A 19,224-nucleotide genomic window follows, 5' to 3' on the forward strand; every position below is an offset into this window, starting at 1 on the left:
TCGCCTGCTGCCGATAGACCTGACGTGGTCGCCGGTAGGGCCTGTCAGCTAGGAGCGGAGCTACTGAACATCGCCGGTTAGATTTTCAACACGAATCGATGACGCGGGCGTCACCCTTGCCGAAGTCGATGAGGCTTAGAGTGCGCGAGTTCGCACCTAGATTGACCCCAACCCCTCCGCCTACTTGCTGTTGACCGGGATGAAGGCGCGCAGGTAGGCCCGTAGGGCCGGGTCACATACATAGACGTACGTCCCTCTGATACCTCGTGTTAGTAGCACGGCGTAGATGTTCCGGATGAACCGCAGGATATCCTCGTCCGTGTAGATTTTGTCAAGACGCGGATTGTTCTCCTTGCCCTTCTTGTCGAAGTACGACGCACGGTTGACAGCAATCTCGCCTGCATTTGCGTCATAAGTAAGATCTGGTCCAATTATCACGCCTGCGTAGTTCAGGTCGTACCCCTGCACGGTGTGGATCGACCCCACTTCCTCCTGTGACTTCACAGATGCGATCCAGTCTGTCTGCGTGCTGTTCCAGCGGAATTGGTTGCCGTCAATCTCGATGTCATACGCGGTCTTATCGGCCTTAGATTTCCAAGGCCATGCATAACCAGCCACCAACCGCGACAAACCGACGTCCGCATCTCGGTGGATAATCTCTGCGTGCATGTCCGCGATGTCGTCGAACAGGCGGAAGTCGTATTCGCCGAACGTCTCTGCGCGCACTGGTCTATCACCACTATTCGAAGGTTTGAGGACCCTCTTGACGTATGCGACATAGTCCGACCCAGCCCGTACACGCATCTGGGACAGAAGTGGATAGTGCCGGTTCGCACCCTTAGCCTCGGCAACAAGGTCGTGGAGGGCCTCGGGAGGCAGATCCGCCGGCCGAACGCTCTGTGCCGCATCGAGCAGCAGGATCTGGTTCTTGCTCTTCTCGCGAATCCAGTCGAGTTGCGTTGTCCTCAGATCGTCCTGCCCGAAGAGCTTCACGTTGATCTCCTGGAACTTCGTGTTTTGTGCCGCTGATGCCTGGTTTGCGCGCTGGTTAAGGCGGTGTGACTCGTCTACGACCAGGAGATCGAACTGGCCGTCGGCAAGGCCGACATCGAAGGCAGTCATCACCATGTCTGGTCTCAGTCCGGGCGTCTTCTTGAAGACTCTCTTGATCGACTCACGCAATGACTGTTGAGGCACGACGAGACCGATGCGTAAGCCAGCCGCAAGGGCGGAATAGCTCTCATCGAAGAACTCGGAGAACATGGAATCGCTGTCGATTTCCTCGGCGGGCACTCCGACTTTGATATCGGCGATCAACTTGAGCAGGTAGATCCCGACGACGGTCTTACCTGTACCTGGATCACCCTGGACGACGATTGTTCGTCGAGTGCCGGCCCGAAGGTCCTCGAACATGCCCTCGAGAATCCCCTCGACGGCAATCGCCTGATCCTGGGTCAGCTCCTTAAAGGGCGACAGCTTGAAAAGGTCGCTGTTCTCGATTTCTGGGATGCTCCGGGTGAAGACTCCCTCGCCACGAAGACGCTCGAAAATCTCGGTGAAGCTCTCCCTGTACAGCTCGCGATCGTAGTAGTCGGCCTCGACAATCCCGCCGTTCCGGTTGAGGACCTGACAAGCGCCGTCTCCTGCGAGCATCCTTATCAAATAGGACTCGAGATCCAAGCACACCGACTTATTGAACGTTGCGTCGACGACAACGTGCACATTCCGCAGATGCATTTTGTCCGCCGAAGCGAGGTGCTGGCGTATGCGCGCGGCCGCGTTACGCGACTCACCCACATAAACGTCTTTGAGGCCCTTGCTTGTGGCGCCGGACGTTGAACTACCCGCGTCGTCCAGCACGTAGACGATGGGCCAATTGGTGTTGCGGTGGTGCAATGAAGCCCAATTGGTTACTTCTCTGAGATCGAAACCTACCCAGTGAATGTCAGAGGGCGTCATACTTCGCGCTCCGCCCGTGTGCCTTCTCAACCGGGTATTTTTCCCGGGTCTTCTCGAGCTTCTCGAGCACGATTGCATCCGGCTCGACGCCCAATCTATCGGCCAGCAGCACGCAGTACGTCAGCACGTCGGCCAACTCTTCTCGCACGCGCGCAATGTCTGCCTCTTCGTTCCACTGGAAGCACTCGAGCAGTTCTCCGGCCTCGATGACGATGCTCTTTGCGAGATTCTCCGGAGTATGAAATTGCGCCCAGTCGCGCTCCGCGACGAACGCTGCCAACTCGGTTCTCAGGGACTGTTCGAACATCCCGCCAACGTAACAGAATGCAGGGCCGCCTATACGGGCCGGACGTCGCACCGACGCGGATGGCGGACTAGCCAGCCGCATGCAGGGATGACGCTTCACTCCTCAGCAAAGATCACCTGACGTGACGATCTCCGCGTACCTCGCCTGCTGCACGGCGTCGTTTCTCTCTCCCACGGCGTCTCGTGTCACGATTAAGACGAGGTTGTGCTGGATCGCATCGACCGCTGTCACACGCACGCAGCCGCTGGTGCTGACGCCGACGATGATCACGGTGATCAGCTTTGCCTAGCAGGCCCGCGAGGTCGGTACCGAAGAAGGCACTGGCGCCCTGCTTCACGAGGACCGGATCGCCCTCGAGCGGAGCAACCTCGGGCATTGACTCCCCCATTGGCGGCACTGCACCCGGTGACGCGCTGATGAGCAGCCACAGCGCCGGGACCTTCCGCGTGAAGGCGCCGCCCTGCTCCTCGCTCTCGAACCGCACCACCGTGTAACACACCGCGTAACCGTCGGCCCGGGCATGAGCTAGGACAGCACCCGCTCCGGCAAGGCACTCGTTCGTCGGCAGGCACAACGGGCTCAACCGATTGAAGTAGGCCTGCATGAGGTCCACGGCGATGACAGGCCGCCGACGGCCCAGCGCGGGATGCCCGTCGAAACCCAATGAGAAGTCGACCGAGGACCCAGGAGGCGGACCAAAGTCAGCAGAAGTCACAGCACCGCCAGCGGTGGTGTCGGGGCCGGCAACCCCATTTCGGTGAGGCTGCTGGCCAGCAGGTTCCGCATCCAATTACCCCGCTTGAACAGCGGTAGCGGCTCCTCGCGGACCTCGCGCACCGAGGTGCGCAGTGATGCGGTCGCCTCAAGATTCAGGTCGTCGTCGTCGCACATCATCCCGTGAGTGCGCTCCCACCTGCTTGACTAGGCCGCGCCGCACCTCCTTGCACACCAGCTCTGGGTCGCGGGCCCGCGGGTCTTCCCACCCCCTATCCGTACGGATGGAAGCGGTGGGCGCGGCGGGAGGCGACATGTCCGGGCTGGGCGTGCTGAACGCTGCGTTCCACGGGATCTTCATCGAGCGGAGCTGTAACCGGCATGTCGTGACGGCGCTGCAAGCGGTCATGCGGCCCGCCGTCGTCGCCACACATTCCGGAAGTACATCGTCTCCACCGGCGCATGTAGCGCCACTCCGAGCTCGTGGCCGCGGCATCAGCCCGGGGCGGCGAATGGGCCGAAGTCGTCATGCGGACGCACATCCTCGCGGCGCGGAATGCCGCAGGGGCAAACCCATCCCCAGGGTAGAGGGGTCGGGACTGAGCACGTTCGCCTGCGGAGTCAGGAGCCAACCGGTGCGCCCAGGGTGTCGGCCATCTCCCACCAGAGCCGGTTCAGCTCGACGTACCGGTCCGTGGGGTCCAGCGGCTTCGCCCACGGCTTGTCGATGATGTAGTGGATGTTCTTCACCGACGCCGCATCCCAGACCGACGGGTGCTGGTGCGGTAGGGTCTTCAGCGCGTTGTACACATAGGGCAGCGGACGCCAGCGGTCGCGGTAGGACTCGTTGAGGAAGTCCTGTTCGGCGAACGGGTAGTGCGACAGGTCGTCCACGCCTGCCAGCCGGGCCACCATGTCGGCGAGGACGGCCTCGTCGGGCGATAGCACGAGGAAGCCGCCGTTCAGGTAGTTGTCGGTCACCCCCGGTTCGGTGACGTGGTCCCCGCCGCGGCAGTGCGTGTAGAAGCAGGTCTCGGGCCTCCAGCTCGGCGGATAGCTCGCGATCCGGTTGGGGTTGCACCGGCAGGCGTGGCAGGCGGCGATGGCGCCGTCGGGCAGGTCCAGTGAGAACAGCTCGTCCATGTTCCGGGTCACCAGCATGTCGGCGTCCAGGAAGACGACGCGCTCGAACTCGGTGAGGCCCCAGACGGCCAGCTTGGTCCACACCTCCGCGAACCGGGAGTTGGCGTAGCTGTCAGCCGACCCGCTGGCCGGCCGCAACGGCGCGACGTCGCGCAGGAGGCACCCGTCGTCCTGCAGGAGGCGCCGGGCCTGCTCGTCGATCCCCTCGGTCACCATGACCACGAGGGGGATGGTGCTGCCGGAGGCTGCGAGCGACGCCCGCAGCGTCCGCACCCCGATCAGGTAGTCGGGTTGAGTCAGCAAGGTCACCCAGGCATTCATCGGTGGTGTTCCTGTCCTAGTAGCGGCATCGGGTCAGTCGAGGAGCGCATCGGTGAATGCATTCGCGAACCTGTGCTCCGGGTCCAGCGTCTCGCGCACCCGGCGGAAGGCCTCCCACTGGGGGTAGAGCGCGGGCCAGTCGTAGAGGGACTCGTCGAAGTACTTGCCCCAGTGGGGACGGCCGCCCTCCTCGGCCAGGGCCCGCTCCACCGCCCGGAGGAAGCTGTTCCCCTCCTCGGACAGCGAACCGTCGGCCGCGTAGTAGACCACGAAGCCGAAGTAGCAGGTGTCCTGGCCGTTGGACGGGCTCAGCCATCCCTCGGACGCGCCGGTGCAGCGCAGGATCACCGGGTAGTGCATGCGGGGGCGGGTCTCCGCGTGCCAGTCCTTGATCTTCCTGATGACCGCTCCGGCCTGCGCGAGCGGGATACCGATCTCCACGTTGATCTGAGGGGTCGCGATCCCCTTGCAGAACACCTGGTAGATGTCACCCGTGACGTCGGTGAAGTCCCGGAAGCGCGACACCGTTCGGAGCGACTTGCCGTTGTCGGCGACGCCCTTGCTGTCGTCGCGGAGGTGCTGCAGCGTGGACTCGATCGTGCTGTTCATGGACGTATCGGTCGTCGCGTACTCCACGAGCTGACTGCCGCCGGCCCGGTATCGCGACACCTCGTCGTCGGACGCCTCGTTAGCGGTCCAGACCTGGACCTGGTTCTCCTGCGGGAACCACCACGCCTTGACCAAAATGTTCTCCCGGTTCCAGGTCTCGAGGTCCGTCTCGAGGGTGCCGGCGTTGACAGCCTTCTTCACGCAGGTGTAGATCATCGACTCCCGCGCACGCAGCGTCACGGCGGTGATCACGCCCAGTGAGCCGAGGCCGAGCTGGACGGCGGGGAAGTCCGGGTGGTCATGGTCGAACTCCGCGACCGTGCCGTCGGCCAGCACCATGCGGATGGCCAGCGCGGCGCCGGCGATCGAGCTCTGCTGCAGGCCTTGACCGTGGGTTCCGGTGGACAGGGCGCCTGCCAGCGTCTGCTCGGCGATCACCCCGGGTGAGGCGTCCAGCATCTGCCCCCGCGCGGTGAGGAACGCGTACACCTCGGCCAGGGAGGTCGAGCCGGCGAAGGTCGCGGTGTCGTCGGTGCTGGAGATCAGGCCGCTGAGCCTGCTCAGGTCCAGGAGCGTGCCGGCTCCGTCCGCGACCTCGATCATCCTGCCGGGCGACATCCGGCTCCCGATCATCCGGACCCGGCCGTCACTGGTAGCCAGGAAATCGCACAGTTCCGCCTCGGTGGCCGGCGCGACGACCGAGCCGGGCAGGCCCAGCCGGGAGTTCCTGGCCCAGTTGCGCAGCCGGATGTCCTCGCCGGTGAGCTCCGGCTCCTGGTGGGGGTAGGTGAGCTGTGTGATGGCCATGACGAGTCTCCTGTAGAAGTTCGGTTCTGCCTTCGAAGCCGCACCGACGGGCGCGGCTGATCCATCGGGCACGGGTGTTTCCGGCCGCCGTGGATGAATTTCTGAATGTTTACACTGACAAAATGACTGTCGTATGTGTACCCGATCCGAATGCCCGCGATCTCCTCGGAGCCCTTCCCGACGAAGTCGAGGTGATCGTCTGGGACGGCGAGGGCGAGAAGCCCGAGCGCCTGGCGGAGACCGTCTTCTGGGTGCCGCAGGTCGAGGACTCCACCAACCTCGCCGAGAAGTTCGCCGCCATGCCGAAGCTCGAGGTCACCCAGCTGACGAGTGCCGGCGTCGAGGACATCCTCGAGCACGTCCCGGACGGTGTGACCCTGTGCAGCGCGCGTGGCGTGCACGGCCCCGCCGTCGCCGAACTGGTCCTGGCCGTCGTCCTGGCCACGCTGCGTCGGCTGCCCCACTTCGGTGAAGCACAGCGACAGGGCCGGTGGGACCCGATGGAGGCCGACGACCTGCGCGACAAGCGCGTGCTGATCATCGGCGCTGGTGACCTCGGAGAGCAGACCGCGCGCCGCCTGCGGAACTTCGATGCCGTTCCCGTGCTCGTGGCGCACACGGCACGCGACGGCATCCACGCGACGTCGGAGCTGCCGGACCTGCTGCCCGAGGCCGACGTGGTGGTGCTGACCGTTCCGCTCACCGCGGATACGACAGGTCTCGTCGACGTGGAGTTCCTGTCCCGGATGCCCGACGGCGCCCTGCTGGTCAACGTGGCGCGCGGCAAGGTCGTGGACACCTCGGCACTGCTCGCAGAACTGACGTCCGGGCGGCTGCGCGCCGCCCTGGACGTGATGGAGCCGGAGCCCCTGCCTGCCGGCCACCCGCTGTGGAACGCGCCGAACCTGATCATCACCCCGCACGCCGCCGGCTCGATCGCGCAGTCCGGCCCACACGCCTTCGCGCTGGTCAACGCGCAGGTGCGCCGCTACGTGACCGGCGAGGACCTCGTCAACGTCGTGAAGGGAGCCCACTGAGACCTCACGCATACGCTGTGAAGTTCGGGCCGAGGGTGTCGAGCCAGGCGGCCGGATGCACGGCTACGGCGTCGGCGCCGGGCCGGGCCCGTGCGGCCGCGACGGCCTCCTCCAGCGCCGCTCCGGTACGGGTGAACGGGTAGCGGTCGAGCACCCAGCGGCGGTTCTCCGCACGGACCGGTGCCAGGGCGTCGAGGTCCTGGATCAGGTCTGCCACCTGGTCGCGGATCAGCAGCGGTCGCTGGTCCGGGACCCGCCACGCGCCGGGTGCCTCGAACAGCTCGTGCCCGCCGCCGCCGTCGTACCCGACCACGAGACAGCCCGACGCCAGCGCCTCGGCGACCGGCAGACCGTAGCTCTCGGTGTGTCCGAGGGCGACGAAGACCGCCGAGCCCGCCAGGGTGGCGGCCACCTCCGCGCGCGGGGCCTGAACCAGTTCCACCAGCTCCACCCCCGAGAGCCGTGGCTCGTCGGCCAGCAGGCGCTTCAGCAGCGAGGCCTCCCGCGGCCGCTTCTTGGGGAACCAGCTCACCCGGAGCTGCCCTGCGGCGCCGGGGGCGAACAGCTCGCCGTCGACCGGGTTGGGCACCACGCTCACCGGCAGGCCGGGCAGCGCCGCGGACAGCACGTCGCGGCTCTCCTCGGACACCACCCAGATCGCGGGCGCCGGCGTCCACCCGGGGAAGTCCTCGCCCGGGGCGCCGGCGGCGAAGGTGTAGAAGTGGTTCTGGTTGAAGATGACCTTGCGGGCTCCGGGTGCCGGATCGCGGCCCTGGACGGTCGGTGTCTCCGGCAGCACCAGGAGGTCGTCGGCGCCGATCGCGGTGGTGGCACCGAACAGCATCGGCACGTCGTCGGCGATCCAGTCGGTGCGGTCGTCCGCGTCGGGCAGCCACAACCAGGCCTCGTGGCCGCGCTTCCGCAGCAGCCGGACGTGCTGGGTCATCACGTGCACGCCGCCGCTGTGGTGGCGCGTGGCGAAACCCGCGTAGACGATCCGCCCCGGAGACCGCCCCGGAATGCTCACCATGCCGGAGCCGTCAGGTACCAGGACGCCCCGCTCCCGGTGTTGTGGGCGGGGAACGAGTCCGGGCCGAGCCCGACGTCCGCCCGCCACCCGTCGCCCCACTTGGCGTCCAGTCCGTGGAGGATCTCCGCCCGGTTGCCCTCGGAGCTCTGACCGGTCCGGTTCATCGTCTGCCGCCGCAGGTGCGAGACGTAGGCGCCCTCCGTGACCACGCACCGCAGACCGGCCGCTCGCACGCGGATCGCCAGGTCGATGTCCGCGCCGTAGCCGTGCCGCGGGAAGGTGACCTCGTCCAGACCCCCCAGTTCGACGACGGAAGGCACCGCGAACGCGATCGCGGTGCCGTCGCAGAAGTCGACGTCGCGCAGCACGCCGCGCGGCACGTACTCCGCAGCGGTACTCGGGATCGCCGAGGCCCGCTGGTGGAGCCAGAAATCGTCGTAGCAGGACGCCGCGAGCGCGATGTCGTCCGCTGTCGAGAAGGGCGCGAGCAATCCGTCGAGGAACCCCGGCGACAGCCGGATGTCGTTGTTCAGCACCACGCAGACCGCATGTCCATCGCGCGACGCCGTCTGCAGGGCCCAGTTGGCGGCGCCGATCCACCGCAGGTTGCGCCCCGGGCGGTGGACCTCGATGTTCCCCTCGGGCAGCACGTAGTCACCGGCGTTGTCGACCACCACGATGCGCAGGGCAGGATCGAGGTCGCTCCCGTCGCGGCACAGGTCATGCACCACCGCATCGGTCAGTTCCGGCGAACCGAACGCGGGGATGACCACCAGCGCCGACGCGGCGGCGGTCGAAGGGGTCACTGCTCGGCGCGGGCGGTACGGACCCCGCGGTCGCCGTTCAAGGTGATGACGAACATCGGTTCCCCTCAGGTCAGGTGGACGTGTGCCACGGCAGTGAAGACTACGGAGTAGTTCTGCCAGGCCGGGCGAAAGGATGGCTCTTTCTTGTGTGATGTGCCCCACGCGGCCTACAGTAGATACATCGTGTCCGTACTAGTTGTACGCACTGTCCCACACAGACCTCCCGTACAGAGAGAAGATTCGCCATGGCAGCCGAATCGCTTCCGAAGTCCCGCATCCCCCTGTTCGATGGCATGAACCGCATCCCCGGCGGCCTCATGCTCATCCCCCTGATCCTCGGCTCGATCGTCGGGACGTTCGCGCCCGGCTTCCTGGAACTCGGCAGCTTCACCACCGCCCTGTTCGCCGAGTCGGCCCTGCCGCTGATCGCCGTCCTGATCTTCGCCACCGGCATGCAGATCACCGCCAAGGCCTCCGGCCCCGTGCTCGCGACCACCGGTGTCGTCCTGCTATTCAAGACGATCATCCCCGCCGCCCTCGTCGCGGGCCTCGGCCTCGTCGTCGGCATCGACGGCATCCTCGGGATCTCGATCCTCGCCCTCCTGGCCAGCTTCGACAACAGCAACGGCGGCCTCTGGCTCGCCTTCACCGGCCGCTACGGCGACTACCGCGACCGCGGCGCCTACATGGCCTCGGCCATCAACGACGGCCCCTTCTTCACCTTGCTCTTCCTCGGCATCTCGGGCCTCGGCAACATCCCGTTCCTCACCCTCCTCGCCGCCGTCATCCCCTTGATCCTCGGCTTCATCGTCGGCAACCTCGACGCCAAGTGGACCGAGGTCATGCGGCCCGTGCCGAACATCGTCATCCCGTTCTTCGCCTTCGCCCTCGGCACCGGCATCGACCTGCGCAACGTCATCACCGGCGGCCTCAGCGGCATCTTCGTGGGCATCGCCGCCACCCTCATCACCGGCACCCTCGTCTACATCGGCTACCGCTTCGTCCTGCGCCGCGGCATCAAGTCCGGGATCGGCATCGCCTCCGCCACCACGGCCGGCAACTCGATCGCGACGCCGGCCATCGTCGCCGCTGCGGACCCCAGCTTCTCCCCGTTCGTGGAGGTCGCGACGGCGCAGGTCGCCTCCGCCGTCCTGGTCACCGCGATCTTCGCCCCGCTCCTGGCCACCTGGGTGCTCAAGCGTCAGGGCGGACTCGACACCGACGACGCCGTCGCGGTCACCCCGACGTCCGCCTCCGAGCTCCCTCCCGCCGGTGATCCGTCCGCACCCACGACTCGGCGCCGCCGGACCGGGGACGACGAGTGACGGCACCCACCGCCCCCATCGTCGGCATCGCCGCCGACGACGTCACCGGCGCCACCGACTCCGTGGTCCAGTTCTCCCGCACGGGCTGGTCCTCCCGCCTGCTGCTGGGTGAACTGCTCCCGGACTCGGTGGCGCCCGGTAGCGCCCTGGCGGTCAACACTGACGCCCGCGCTCTGGACCCCGCCACCGCCCGTCAGGCCACGGCGAGCGCCATCAGGAATCTCGTCACCGCGGGGGCCGACCGCCTGTACCTGAAGATCGATTCCACGATGCGCGGCAGCGTCCCGGCGCAGGTGGCCGGAGCGCTCGACGCATGGCAGGAGCAACACCCCGGCTGTTTCGCGGTCGTGTGCCCGGCCTACCCGGCGATGGGGCGGACGATCGAGGACGGCCTGCTGCGCGTGCACGGCGGACCGGTCGAGGACTCTCCCGCGGGCCGCGACCCGGTCACGCCGGTTCCGACGAGCGAGTTCTCGCAGCTTCTGCCCGGCCCGACGACGATCAGCCTCAGCGGCTCGGCTGACCGGGATGCGCAGGCCCTTCGGGACGCGGCGGGTAGCGGCGTCGTGGTCGTCAACGCGGCGTCCGACAGCGACCTCCGCACCCTGGCGGCAGCCCTCGTCGTCGCCGGTCCGACGGCGATCCCTGCCGGGTCGGCCGGTCTGGCCGCAGCGATGGCAGCAGCCTGGGCCGACGCCGGAGCAGTACACGCAGCAGCAGAACCTGCACCCGCAGCGCAGGGGCAGCGGATCGTCGTCGTCGTCAGTTCACTGCACGACGTCGCCCGCGCCCAGACCGACCACCTGCAATCCCAGCTGGACCCGGCCGATCTCCGCATCCTGCAGCCCGACGAGTCCCTGCTCGACCAGCCGAACCGGCTCGCGCAGTGGGCCGCCGGAGAACTCGAGGTCCCGGAGTCCCTGCCGCGGGTCGTCGTCATCACCTCCCCCGAGGCGATCGGCGGTTCAGAAACCCTCAGCGGGACCGCCATCGCGGCCAGTCTCGCGTCGGTGGTGCAGCAGACCCTGGCCCGCGCTTCCGTCGGTGCCCTCGTGCTCGTCGGCGGCGACGGGGCCCGCGCCGTCCTCGACGCCACGCGGGCCCAGGCGCTGCGCATCACCGGCGCCATCCAGGAGGGCATCCCGGTCGGCGTCGTCGAAGGCGGCACCGCGGCTGGAAAGATTGTCGTCACGAAGGCCGGCGGCTTCGGGCCGGTCACCGCCCTGCTCGACACCGTCACCGAACTCACCCGGACACTGTCCACCACCCTCGCCCACTCAACGGAGGCATCCTCATGAGCATCCCCACCCTCGCCGTCACCCTCGGCGACGTCGCCGGCATCGGTCCGGAGATCACAGCGAAGTCCCTCCTCGGGCACGACGACGTCCGGCAGGAGTGCAGGCCCGTCGTCATCGGTGACGAGGCCGCGATGCGCCAGGGCGTCACCAACGTGGGCGGCGACCCGGACACGGTCCGCGTGCTGTCCTCGATCGAGGACGCGACCAACGAACCCGGCATCATCGAGCTGCTGCAGACCGGCCCGTCGCTGGCCGACGTCAAGCTCGGCGAGCTCAGCCCCGCTGCGGGCGACGGCTCCTACCGCTTCGTCGTCGAGGCCTGCCGCCTCGCGCGCGAAGGTGCAGTCCAGGGCATTGTCACCGCGCCGCTCAACAAGGCCGCGATGCACGCCGGCGGGCACAAGTGGCCCGGGCACACGGAGCTCCTCGCGCACGAGTTCGGCGTGGAGAACTTCAGCCTCGTCCTCTCCGCGGGCGACCTCTACTTCTTCCACCTCACCACCCACGTCTCCCTGCGGCAGGCCATCGAGGACGTCACGCCCGAGCGCACCACCAACGTCATCGAGCTCGTCAAGGCCTTCACGGACGCCCTCGGAAACCCGGACGAGCCGATCGGCCTTGCCGGCCTCAACCCGCACGCCGGCGAGAACCGGCTGTTCGGCGACGAGGACGCCGACATCCTCGCCCCCGCCGTCGCCGCCGCCCGCGAGAAAGGCATCAACGTCCACGGGCCCATCCCCGCGGACGCGCTCATCCCCGCCGCGGTCAAGGGCAAGTGGAACATGGTCATCGCCTGCTACCACGACCAGGGCCACGCACCCTTCAAGGCGGTCTACGGCGACGACGGCGTGAACATCACCGTCGGCCTGCCCGTCGTGCGCGTCTCCGTGGACCACGGCACGGCGTTCGACATCGCCGGCCAGGGCATCGCCCGCGAGGCGAGCCTGGTCCTGTCCATGCGGCGAGCTGCTGCGCTGGCGCCGGGCTGGGACCACGTCTGGCGGACAGCGCAGAAGAAGTAGCTGCTCCCGACATTTAGGATCGAGACCATGACAAGCGACGAAGACCTCGACCCACCCGTGCCCAGCTACCTCGAGGGCATCGAGCTCAAGCGGGTCCACGACGGCAAGGTCCTCGAGGAGCACGACGACGACGCGTCGTCGTCCTCCGACGGCGCTTCGTCGTCGCCGTCCTCCGACGGCGCCGACACGTAGTCCTCGACCAGCATTGTGAACCGGAGCCTCTCATGACCGGACCAGACGATCCACAGGAGCGCCCACTGGATGCGGGGAGTGGCGAGCCGCTGCACCTGCAGCTCCGCGGGCATCTGCGCGCGCAGATCCTGAACCATTCGCTGCCGCCGGGCACGTCGCTGCCCAGCGAGGCGCAGCTGCAGGTGCGGTACGGGGTGTCCCGGTCCGTGGTGCGTCAGGCGCTGGGCGCGCTGACGGATGAAGGGCTGATCGAGCGGGGCCGCGGGCGCGGCAGCACCGTGGCCCCACGCCGCGAGCACCACCGTCTCGTGCACCGCACGTCCGGGTTGTCGGCCCAGCTCGGCAGCGCCGGGGCGAGTGTCGGCACGGAGGTGCGGTCGCTCTCCCTGCAGGACGCCGATGCGTCCACCGCGCTCCTCGGGACGCCTCAGGTGCTCGCGCTCGAGCGGCTGCGGACGGCCGACGGCGTGCCCATCGCCGTCATCCACACCTGGCTGCCGGCACCTGCCTTTTCTGGTTTGACGGCGGAAGAGCTGCAGGACGCGTCCCTGCACGCGGTGCTCGGTGAGAAGTACGGGGTGCAGATCACGTCCGGTAAGCGGCAGATCCGGGCAGTGCCGGGTGACGGTGACTTGCTGAGACTGCTGCAGCTGGAGGCATTGTCGCCCGTCCTGTTGCTGGAGGGCACGAGCTTCGACCAGGACGGGCGGCCCGTGGAGGTCTTCTCGACGTGGCACCACCCGGACCATGTGGTGTTCGACATCGACATCCAGCGGGAGCCCGGAGTGCAGGCCTCGGCAGGTGGCCCGCCGTCGTCGTCTGCTGTTGACGCCCCCGACGCGGTGGCCGACCAGGCCCGCCGGTTGGGCGCCGAGCTCCTGCGCTTCGCGGACGGTCTCTCGACCACGGAGCGCTGATCGTCGGCTTCATCCAGGCCGTACGATCCCGACGTGCCTGATGGCGCCACGGCTCGGCGATTTTCTCCGGTAGGCCGACTCGCTGGCGCGACCGGCGATGACAGCCGACGGCTGTGGAGGAATAGTGCTCGACTTCTCCTCCACAAAGAGTCCGGACCCTCTGGAATAGTACGCATGTTCGATAAAATGAGGCATGGACATCGCACCGCTCGAGCATCCCGAGGGAACCGGTCCCTCCCTGGAGTCGACGCGGCGGGAATTGCTCGCTTTCGCGCAGGACCTGAATAGGCGTCACCTTCTTCTCAGTAAGCACGACGTCGTACGAGCACTCGTGGACATCGAAGAGCTCTCGAAGGTCATCGATCACCTCCAGATCGTTGCCGCTCGAGCTGCGCAGGAACACGGCGTCGCCGGCACCGGGGAGCAGGAGGCCCATGGATCCCTCCTTGTGCGGGCACAGCAAAGCCTGTCGCCAGTGCAGGACGACGGCGCCGAGGGCGGCGCCGAGGGCGGCGGCGAGGGCGGCGGCGGGGACGGCGCCGGGGGTGGCGGCTCGAGCACTTCAGTAGGCGCCGAACAGCGGAACAATAATGGGTTCCGCCCCGAATTCAGGACCTGTGCCGACTTCCTGCGGGCCAGGCTCGGCATCAGCCGCACCGAGGCGAACCGCCGATTGAGGCTCGCGGCAAGCCTCCTGCCCGGGGTCACTGCAATCGGCTCGGCCACTCCCGCGTCGATGAGCACCCTCGGTGCTGCAGCAGGCGCGGGCGAGGTCAGCGGACGCGCTGTTTCGATCGTTCATGAGGCGGTGCAACGGGTGCGGTCCTTCGCAACACCGGTGCAACTCGATTCGATGGAGCAGCACCTCACGCGGCAAGCGGTCGAATCGGACGAAGACCTCCTGCGGGTCCTCGCGAGACGCTGGGAGGGTGTGCTCAACCAGGACGGGCTGGAACCCACCGACAAGGTCCTCAAGGCACGACAGGGCGTCTTCCTCAAGGGCAGACGCAATGGTCTGCATTTTCTGGAGATCGGCGCCACCGACGAGCAGTTCGAGCATCTGGTCACCGTCGTGAACACCGCGACGAATCCGAGGAGGGATCCGGTGACCCTTCAGAACACCGGGGACCCGACCATCGGTGGAGATAAAGCCGACGAGCTGGCCGCCGAGAACGAAGAGGGTGGCGCCGGTGGGTACTCCACGGGCGGGCGCCAGAGCGAAGGGGACGACGCTGGTGCGACTGACGCCGGTGGGGGCGATGCGGACCGGGCGACACGCCCGCAGAACCTCCTCGACGGGCTGGTCGCAGCATGCAGGATCGCTTTGTCGACCGACAGGCTTCCCGCAGCAGGCGGACACCGGCCCCAGGTCATGGTGACCATCAGCTATACCGACCTCGTGGGCGAGATGGAACGTGCCGGCCACGCCGTGTTCGGGCAGCAGATGAGCGCACGAAGCATCCGCACGCTGGCCTGTGATGCAGACATCATTCCGATGGTCCTCGGCGGACAGGGGCAGATCCTCGACATCGGGCGGGCACAACGCCTCTTCCCTGCGCATCTGCGGCGGGCACTCGTTGCGAGGGACAAGGGCTGCGCGTTCCCGGACTGCTCCATTCCGGCAACCTGGTGCGAGGCCCACCACACCACGCCCTGGGCCAAAGGTGGAACAACGAGTATCAGCCAGGGCGTCCTCCTGTGCTCGCGACATCATCATGTGATTCACGAGGGGAAGTGGATTGTCGAATCGAAGAACGGCATCCCCTGGTTCACTCCACCGGGATACCTTGACCCGAATCGGAGTCCCCGAAGAAATACCTACTGGCAGGTGGAGGATGCCGTCCACGCGCAGCTTCGTGACGCCGGGCGTGGACGATCTGCTGCAAGCGCCCCGCTGCTCTACTCGCCGACGGTCGCCCCCGCCACCCAAGCCACCCTGGCCATCCCAGCTATCCCAGCCACCCTGGCCATCCCAGCCATCCCAGCCACCCCAGCCGTCGACGTTCACTAGAACACGATGACGCTGCGGGCCAGCCCCCCCCCCCGGTGCATCGCGTCGAACGCCTCGTTGACCTCGTCGAGGCCGATACGGTGCGAGATCAGCCGGTCCACGGGCAGCCGCCCCGCCAGGTACAGCGCGGCCAGGCGCGGGAAGTCCCGCCCCGGCACGGTCGAGCCGTAGTTCGAGAGCGCTTGTGCCCCAGGCGTTGCTCTCACCGGGATAGGCGCACCGTCGGTACTCGGTACCTGCAGCAACCACCCGTATGTCCCTCATCTGCTACTCGAACCTCTCAAAACCGCATCGATATCGTTGCCGCCGGCCGATCAGGAGCCCTACGGTTGGAGGCCCCGCGCACGCGGATCTTCAACGGAGAAGAGAGTTCATCATGCGTTTGTCCTCCTTTGTGGCCGCGACCACGCTCGGACTCGTCGTCGCACTTGCACCAGCCGGTCCGGTATCCGCCGGTCCCGCCGAACGGGCGGCCAACTGCACCGCTATCGGCGGGACGATAGCCGGCAGCGGTGTCAACCAGACCTGTACCGTGACAACTGTCGTCGTCGGACCTGACGTTCCCTCCGGTCTGCCGACAACCACGTTCAGTACGGACCGACCGTCGGGCGATCCAGTGACGGTCGATACGTCGGACCCTGTCCGTCAGCCCGATCCGGAGGTGACGACGAAGGAGCGTAACGTCGGTGGGCCTGTCGTCGTCGAGAGCGAGCGTCTCGGCACTCCCGTAGTAACAGAGGAAGAACGCGACGCCGGCGACGCGGTCAGCCAAGACGTCGTCGTTCCGGGTACGCCGACCTCCACCACCCGCACCGAGCGGGGAACCCCGAGGAGCACTCAGACCCCAACGACCACCAATTGCCGCCGGGTCAACGACGACCGGGCGGCGAAGCCGGTGGAGAGGTGCGAGCGGGCCGTCCTGACCACGACGACGACCCCCACGACCATCGTCACCACGACCACAACACCGCAGGAACGGGTCACGACGACCATCCAGCCGCGGGAGACGCTGATCACCACGACGACGCCGGTGACGGCGGTCTTCACGAGCACCCAGCAGCGTGAATCGTGCACCACGACGACGTTCCAGACGGTTGTCGCCACCGCCACGACGCAGCAGACCGTACGCACGGCGACGACGACGACGCAGACTACCCGGACCACGACCACCACCACGACCACGTTCGCTTTCGTTCGCGGGGCGGACACCATCAACCCCGTCCCCTCCAGCACGTCGACGACACAATCGACGGCATCAGGGACTCCGGTGGTGACGGAAGCGGTTGTTCCCGGTACACCGATCGTCACCACCGGTACCCGGCCGGGGCCCGAGGAATCGGACGTAGTATGCACACCGATCACGCCGGTAGTGACAGTCACCGATGGCGAAACCACCCAGCGGGTCGCAACGGCAACCGTGCCGGCAGAGCCGATCACCACTGTGACCCGCGAGGGCATTGAACCGCTCGTCGTAACGAGCGAAGCTCCCGGCGCGCCGATCGTCACCACGGCTGTGCGGAGCACCGGGGAGACCTGCTTCAACAACCCCTCGACCGCAGAGCAGCGGCGCAACCGCTGCTGAGCCGATTTCCGAACCACCCGCGCATGGTTCCTCCTTCAGGGAGGGAGGAACCATGCCACAGGCGATCGGCCAGGCCTTGGACCCGCATCGGGGACAGTGCCCCCTGAGGGCGGGCTTGCTCTGTTGCGTCGTCGTACCCGGAGACTAGGCGGGCGCGGTGATGTTCCAGCACTCTCCGAGCCACACATCGGTCACCTATTCAGGCACCTGGGGCTGCACGACGCCGGGTGGCGGTTGCAGGGGCGGCGTCGACAGCGACTCGGCGAACTGCTGCAGCGCTCCCGCCCCGGCCCAGAGCACCAGGGCCAGCAGCACAAGACGCCATAGGGCACCAAGGCAGCTGGGCTCGCCTGTCCGACGTCGTCGATTGGCAGGCCTGGGAGCGCGACTACGAGGCGCCGCTCGATCGGCAGGAACAGAGGGCATGGCAGCCGCTCGTCGAGCTGCGAGCAGCGGTGATTCTTCCTTCGGGTGAACGAGCAGGGCTGTCGTCGCCACCGCTGGACTCGTCGGCCCTGCCAGCAGCCCTTTCAGGTGGTCGTGAATAGCGCTGACGCATGGCTGCTCAAGAACCGGAGGTAGCGCAAGCACCGCATCGGTCAACCCGTCGATGCCGACGACTGTCACGCCGGTGCCGGTCGAGCCGACGAGCTCGGGGTGTCCCACCAGGCAGATCCATGCCTGTGCCATGCTCCGATGCTGCGGTTCGAGTAGCGCCGCCACCGCAGCGCATTGGTCAAGCGACGACGCCGTCTCACGTCTCCGCGTGTAGCCGTTCCGGTACAGCTCGCCGTCGCGCAGGCACACGTCACCCGACCAGTTCTTGGCATCGATGACCAGGACTCCTCCCGGTCCAACAGCGATGTGATCGAGGTTCGCCCTGGGCCGGCCGGGCCAGTGCACGTCGTGAAGCACTCTCCAGCCCTGGAGCTCCAGCTGGTTCAGCTGCGCGCCGACCCGCGCCTCACCCTCGGCTCCGACGAGCCATGCCTGTTGCGCCTTCCGAGCCAACGCGAGGTCGGCCTCGACCCGCTCCAGCTCGGCCTCCAGCCGGGACACCCGTTCACCTATTCGCTGAGCCTGCTCGGCAGCGCCCTGTCCTGCTTCCACGTCGTCCCCCAATAGCTTCGCCCCTCAAAGCGTAGGAGAGCCCGGATTCCAGGGGCGGAAGGAAAAGCGCAGGAGTAAGCAAGGATTTCAGCCCTCGAGACGGCAGAACGGGACCTAGGACCCTTGCCGGGCACGTGCGGCTCCCACAATGATCGAGCGATGGAACAGCGAAGCGCGGATGAATTGCTGAAAGAGTCGTACCCGGGAATCGGGATCGCTCTCGGCGCAGGAGTTGGATGTGCCATCGGAGTGGCGATCGCCGGTGGACCCGGCATAGCGATCGGCGTCGGCATCGGGGCCGGCGTGGGCCTCGTCGTCGGCGCAATCGCCGGCATGTCATCCGGGAAGCGCTGAACCTCGACCTGAGCGTTGCCCTGGCCGTGCGGCGTGTCCGGGCGGCGAGGAGTGCGACAGCGCGTCCCCGGCCTGACTCCCGAAGAACGGGAACCCCTCTTTCGAGAGGTGCTTCAACCCTGGGCCGCCTGCCAGTCCTTACGGGCGGCCCAGATCAGGAAGGCGAGCGCCGGGACGCACCACAGCCAGAAGCCCCAGCCGAACAGCATGAGCCCCAGATGGAAGGCGATGACGCCGATCCAGCCGGCCTTGGCCCATTGGCCGCCGCGCAGGAGCAGAACGCCCAGGGTGGCCTCGCCCAGGGAGAGCGCAAGCCCCCAGCGCGCCGGAGCGGCCATGAAGATGCTGTCCCAGGCCGTCCGGACGAGCGGGATGAAGGACTCCTGGGCGAAACCCGCATACAACTGCGGATCGGCCATGACGATCCCCAGATGGATTCCTCCCGTGAAGAGGAAGAATCCGCCGACGATCTTCCGGCGGAGGCCAGTCCGCCTCCCGCCGTCGGGATGGATTGGCGTGGATGGTGGCTGGTTCTTCGTGAGCGTTCTCATGTCTGCCCCGCTTCCAGGTCGGCCCGCAGAACGGGCTGAATCATCTCCTCCTCCATTGTCTTGTCCCCGGATGGCATGGACAGGGCCATTGGTCCCCCGGCACCGGGAGGCCGCATGGACGAGGGCGGC

General features: G+C 67.2%; 20 protein-coding genes and 1 pseudogene. 9 read left to right on the top strand and 12 right to left on the bottom strand.

Going from position 1 to position 19,224, the window contains the following annotated elements; translation table 11 throughout:
• Positions 1 to 180: 180 nt before the first annotated feature.
• The 7 genes and pseudogenes from AC1MFI_RS01885 to AC1MFI_RS01915 all read right to left on the bottom strand — a co-directional run bounded on the left by AC1MFI_RS01885 (position 181) and on the right by AC1MFI_RS01915 (position 5,860).
• Positions 181 to 1,860 carry a DNA/RNA helicase domain-containing protein gene (locus AC1MFI_RS01885; RefSeq protein WP_479819216.1) on the bottom strand — a complete coding sequence of 560 codons (1,680 nt, stop codon included), beginning with the start codon at positions 1,858 to 1,860 and terminating at the stop codon, positions 181 to 183.
• A gap of 85 nt (positions 1,861 to 1,945) precedes the next feature.
• Positions 1,946 to 2,266 carry a nucleotide pyrophosphohydrolase gene (locus tag AC1MFI_RS01890; RefSeq protein WP_479819218.1) on the bottom strand — a complete coding sequence of 107 codons (321 nt, stop codon included), beginning with the start codon at positions 2,264 to 2,266 and terminating at the stop codon, positions 1,946 to 1,948.
• Between the two features lie 102 nt (positions 2,267 to 2,368).
• The gene (locus AC1MFI_RS01895; protein ID WP_479819220.1) at positions 2,369 to 2,536 is read right to left on the bottom strand and encodes an isochorismatase family protein; all 168 of its coding nucleotides are present in this window, start codon (positions 2,534 to 2,536) and stop codon (positions 2,369 to 2,371) included.
• A gap of 73 nt (positions 2,537 to 2,609) precedes the next feature.
• Positions 2,610 to 2,870 (bottom strand): annotated as a pseudogene (locus AC1MFI_RS01900) (cysteine hydrolase family protein); the annotation flags it as partial.
• A 107-nt stretch (positions 2,871 to 2,977) separates the two neighbouring features.
• A complete protein-coding gene (locus AC1MFI_RS01905) occupies positions 2,978 to 3,160 on the bottom strand; it encodes a hypothetical protein (protein WP_479819221.1) in 183 nt (60 codons plus the stop codon).
• A 441-nt stretch (positions 3,161 to 3,601) separates the two neighbouring features.
• Positions 3,602 to 4,432: a glycosyltransferase family 8 protein gene (locus tag AC1MFI_RS01910; protein ID WP_479819223.1), complete on the bottom strand. Its 831-nt coding sequence runs from the start codon at positions 4,430 to 4,432 to the stop codon at positions 3,602 to 3,604.
• Positions 4,433 to 4,477: 45 nt separating this feature from the next.
• Positions 4,478 to 5,860, bottom strand: coding sequence for a D-arabinono-1,4-lactone oxidase (locus AC1MFI_RS01915; protein WP_479819225.1), 1,383 nt, complete (start codon positions 5,858 to 5,860; stop codon positions 4,478 to 4,480).
• Between the two features lie 122 nt (positions 5,861 to 5,982).
• On the opposite strand from AC1MFI_RS01915, the gene AC1MFI_RS01920 reads away from it, so the two are divergent.
• Complete coding sequence (locus tag AC1MFI_RS01920) at positions 5,983 to 6,897, top strand: 2-hydroxyacid dehydrogenase (RefSeq protein WP_479819227.1); 915 nt, start codon at positions 5,983 to 5,985, stop codon at positions 6,895 to 6,897.
• A 4-nt stretch (positions 6,898 to 6,901) separates the two neighbouring features.
• Here AC1MFI_RS01920 and AC1MFI_RS01925 read toward each other — a convergent pair whose 3' ends face one another.
• Positions 6,902 to 7,927 carry a glycosyltransferase gene (locus AC1MFI_RS01925; protein WP_479819228.1) on the bottom strand — a complete coding sequence of 342 codons (1,026 nt, stop codon included), beginning with the start codon at positions 7,925 to 7,927 and terminating at the stop codon, positions 6,902 to 6,904.
• Positions 7,921 to 8,733 (bottom strand): glycosyltransferase, encoded by an 813-nt coding sequence (locus AC1MFI_RS01930; protein ID WP_479819230.1) that lies wholly within the window; start codon positions 8,731 to 8,733, stop codon positions 7,921 to 7,923. Before AC1MFI_RS01930 ends, AC1MFI_RS01925 begins: the two co-directional genes overlap by 7 nt.
• A 245-nt stretch (positions 8,734 to 8,978) precedes the next feature.
• On the opposite strand from AC1MFI_RS01930, the gene AC1MFI_RS01935 reads away from it, so the two are divergent.
• The 6 genes from AC1MFI_RS01935 (at position 8,979) to AC1MFI_RS01960 (ending at position 15,498) form a co-directional block, all read left to right on the top strand.
• The gene (locus AC1MFI_RS01935; protein WP_479819231.1) at positions 8,979 to 10,058 is read left to right on the top strand and encodes a 2-keto-3-deoxygluconate permease; all 1,080 of its coding nucleotides are present in this window, start codon (positions 8,979 to 8,981) and stop codon (positions 10,056 to 10,058) included.
• Positions 10,055 to 11,356: a four-carbon acid sugar kinase family protein gene (locus AC1MFI_RS01940; RefSeq protein WP_479819233.1), complete on the top strand. Its 1,302-nt coding sequence runs from the start codon at positions 10,055 to 10,057 to the stop codon at positions 11,354 to 11,356. The genes AC1MFI_RS01935 and AC1MFI_RS01940 overlap by 4 nt, the downstream gene beginning before the upstream one ends.
• Entirely contained in the window at positions 11,353 to 12,378 is a 1,026-nt protein-coding gene (gene pdxA, locus AC1MFI_RS01945) for a 4-hydroxythreonine-4-phosphate dehydrogenase PdxA (RefSeq protein ID WP_479819235.1), read from the top strand. Before AC1MFI_RS01940 ends, pdxA begins: the two co-directional genes overlap by 4 nt.
• A 27-nt stretch (positions 12,379 to 12,405) precedes the next feature.
• On the top strand, positions 12,406 to 12,570 hold the full coding sequence (locus AC1MFI_RS01950; protein WP_479819237.1) for a hypothetical protein: 165 nt from the start codon (positions 12,406 to 12,408) through the stop codon (positions 12,568 to 12,570).
• A gap of 32 nt (positions 12,571 to 12,602) precedes the next feature.
• Complete coding sequence (locus tag AC1MFI_RS01955) at positions 12,603 to 13,487, top strand: GntR family transcriptional regulator (protein ID WP_479819238.1); 885 nt, start codon at positions 12,603 to 12,605, stop codon at positions 13,485 to 13,487.
• Positions 13,488 to 13,680: 193 nt separating this feature from the next.
• Positions 13,681 to 15,498: an HNH endonuclease signature motif containing protein gene (locus AC1MFI_RS01960; RefSeq protein ID WP_479819240.1), complete on the top strand. Its 1,818-nt coding sequence runs from the start codon at positions 13,681 to 13,683 to the stop codon at positions 15,496 to 15,498.
• Here AC1MFI_RS01960 and AC1MFI_RS01965 read toward each other — a convergent pair.
• Positions 15,495 to 15,704, bottom strand: a complete 210-nt coding sequence (locus AC1MFI_RS01965; RefSeq protein WP_479819242.1) for a hypothetical protein — start codon at positions 15,702 to 15,704, stop codon at positions 15,495 to 15,497. The two genes, AC1MFI_RS01960 and AC1MFI_RS01965, sit on opposite strands and share 4 nt — an antisense overlap.
• A 455-nt stretch (positions 15,705 to 16,159) precedes the next feature.
• On the opposite strand from AC1MFI_RS01965, the gene AC1MFI_RS01970 reads away from it, so the two are divergent.
• Positions 16,160 to 17,080 carry a hypothetical protein gene (locus AC1MFI_RS01970; RefSeq protein WP_479819243.1) on the top strand — a complete coding sequence of 307 codons (921 nt, stop codon included), beginning with the start codon at positions 16,160 to 16,162 and terminating at the stop codon, positions 17,078 to 17,080.
• A gap of 195 nt (positions 17,081 to 17,275) precedes the next feature.
• Here AC1MFI_RS01970 and AC1MFI_RS01975 read toward each other — a convergent pair whose 3' ends face one another.
• Positions 17,276 to 18,190 carry a nuclease-related domain-containing protein gene (locus AC1MFI_RS01975; RefSeq protein WP_479819245.1) on the bottom strand — a complete coding sequence of 305 codons (915 nt, stop codon included), beginning with the start codon at positions 18,188 to 18,190 and terminating at the stop codon, positions 17,276 to 17,278.
• Positions 18,191 to 18,349: 159 nt separating this feature from the next.
• Between AC1MFI_RS01975 and AC1MFI_RS01980 the strand changes: the two genes are divergently transcribed.
• Positions 18,350 to 18,544: a hypothetical protein gene (locus AC1MFI_RS01980; protein WP_479819246.1), complete on the top strand. Its 195-nt coding sequence runs from the start codon at positions 18,350 to 18,352 to the stop codon at positions 18,542 to 18,544.
• 113 nt (positions 18,545 to 18,657) lie between these two features.
• Here the strand turns inward: AC1MFI_RS01980 and AC1MFI_RS01985 are convergent, their stop codons facing one another.
• Positions 18,658 to 19,095 carry a hypothetical protein gene (locus AC1MFI_RS01985; RefSeq protein WP_479819248.1) on the bottom strand — a complete coding sequence of 146 codons (438 nt, stop codon included), beginning with the start codon at positions 19,093 to 19,095 and terminating at the stop codon, positions 18,658 to 18,660.
• Positions 19,096 to 19,224 lie beyond the last annotated feature (129 nt).

The sequence above is a fragment of the Arthrobacter sp. BC5 genome, assembly GCF_056680255.1.

What these genes read in the sequence shown, in the direction of transcription:
- AC1MFI_RS01935 (WP_479819231.1), top strand. Translation starts at nt 8,979, where the DNA reads ATGGCAGCCGAATCGCTTCCGAAGTCCCGCATCCCCCTGTTCGATGGC.
- AC1MFI_RS01985 (WP_479819248.1), bottom strand. Translation starts at nt 19,095, where the DNA reads ATGAGAACGCTCACGAAGAACCAGCCACCATCCACGCCAATCCATCCC.
- AC1MFI_RS01915 (WP_479819225.1), bottom strand. Translation starts at nt 5,860, where the DNA reads ATGGCCATCACACAGCTCACCTACCCCCACCAGGAGCCGGAGCTCACC.
- AC1MFI_RS01925 (WP_479819228.1), bottom strand. Translation starts at nt 7,927, where the DNA reads ATGGTGAGCATTCCGGGGCGGTCTCCGGGGCGGATCGTCTACGCGGGT.
- AC1MFI_RS01960 (WP_479819240.1), top strand. Translation starts at nt 13,681, where the DNA reads ATGGACATCGCACCGCTCGAGCATCCCGAGGGAACCGGTCCCTCCCTG.
- AC1MFI_RS01890 (WP_479819218.1), bottom strand. Translation starts at nt 2,266, where the DNA reads ATGTTCGAACAGTCCCTGAGAACCGAGTTGGCAGCGTTCGTCGCGGAG.
- AC1MFI_RS01980 (WP_479819246.1), top strand. Translation starts at nt 18,350, where the DNA reads ATGGAACAGCGAAGCGCGGATGAATTGCTGAAAGAGTCGTACCCGGGA.
- pdxA (WP_479819235.1), top strand. Translation starts at nt 11,353, where the DNA reads ATGAGCATCCCCACCCTCGCCGTCACCCTCGGCGACGTCGCCGGCATC.
- AC1MFI_RS01955 (WP_479819238.1), top strand. Translation starts at nt 12,603, where the DNA reads ATGACCGGACCAGACGATCCACAGGAGCGCCCACTGGATGCGGGGAGT.
- AC1MFI_RS01950 (WP_479819237.1), top strand. Translation starts at nt 12,406, where the DNA reads ATGACAAGCGACGAAGACCTCGACCCACCCGTGCCCAGCTACCTCGAG.
- AC1MFI_RS01905 (WP_479819221.1), bottom strand. Translation starts at nt 3,160, where the DNA reads ATGATGTGCGACGACGACGACCTGAATCTTGAGGCGACCGCATCACTG.
- AC1MFI_RS01920 (WP_479819227.1), top strand. Translation starts at nt 5,983, where the DNA reads ATGACTGTCGTATGTGTACCCGATCCGAATGCCCGCGATCTCCTCGGA.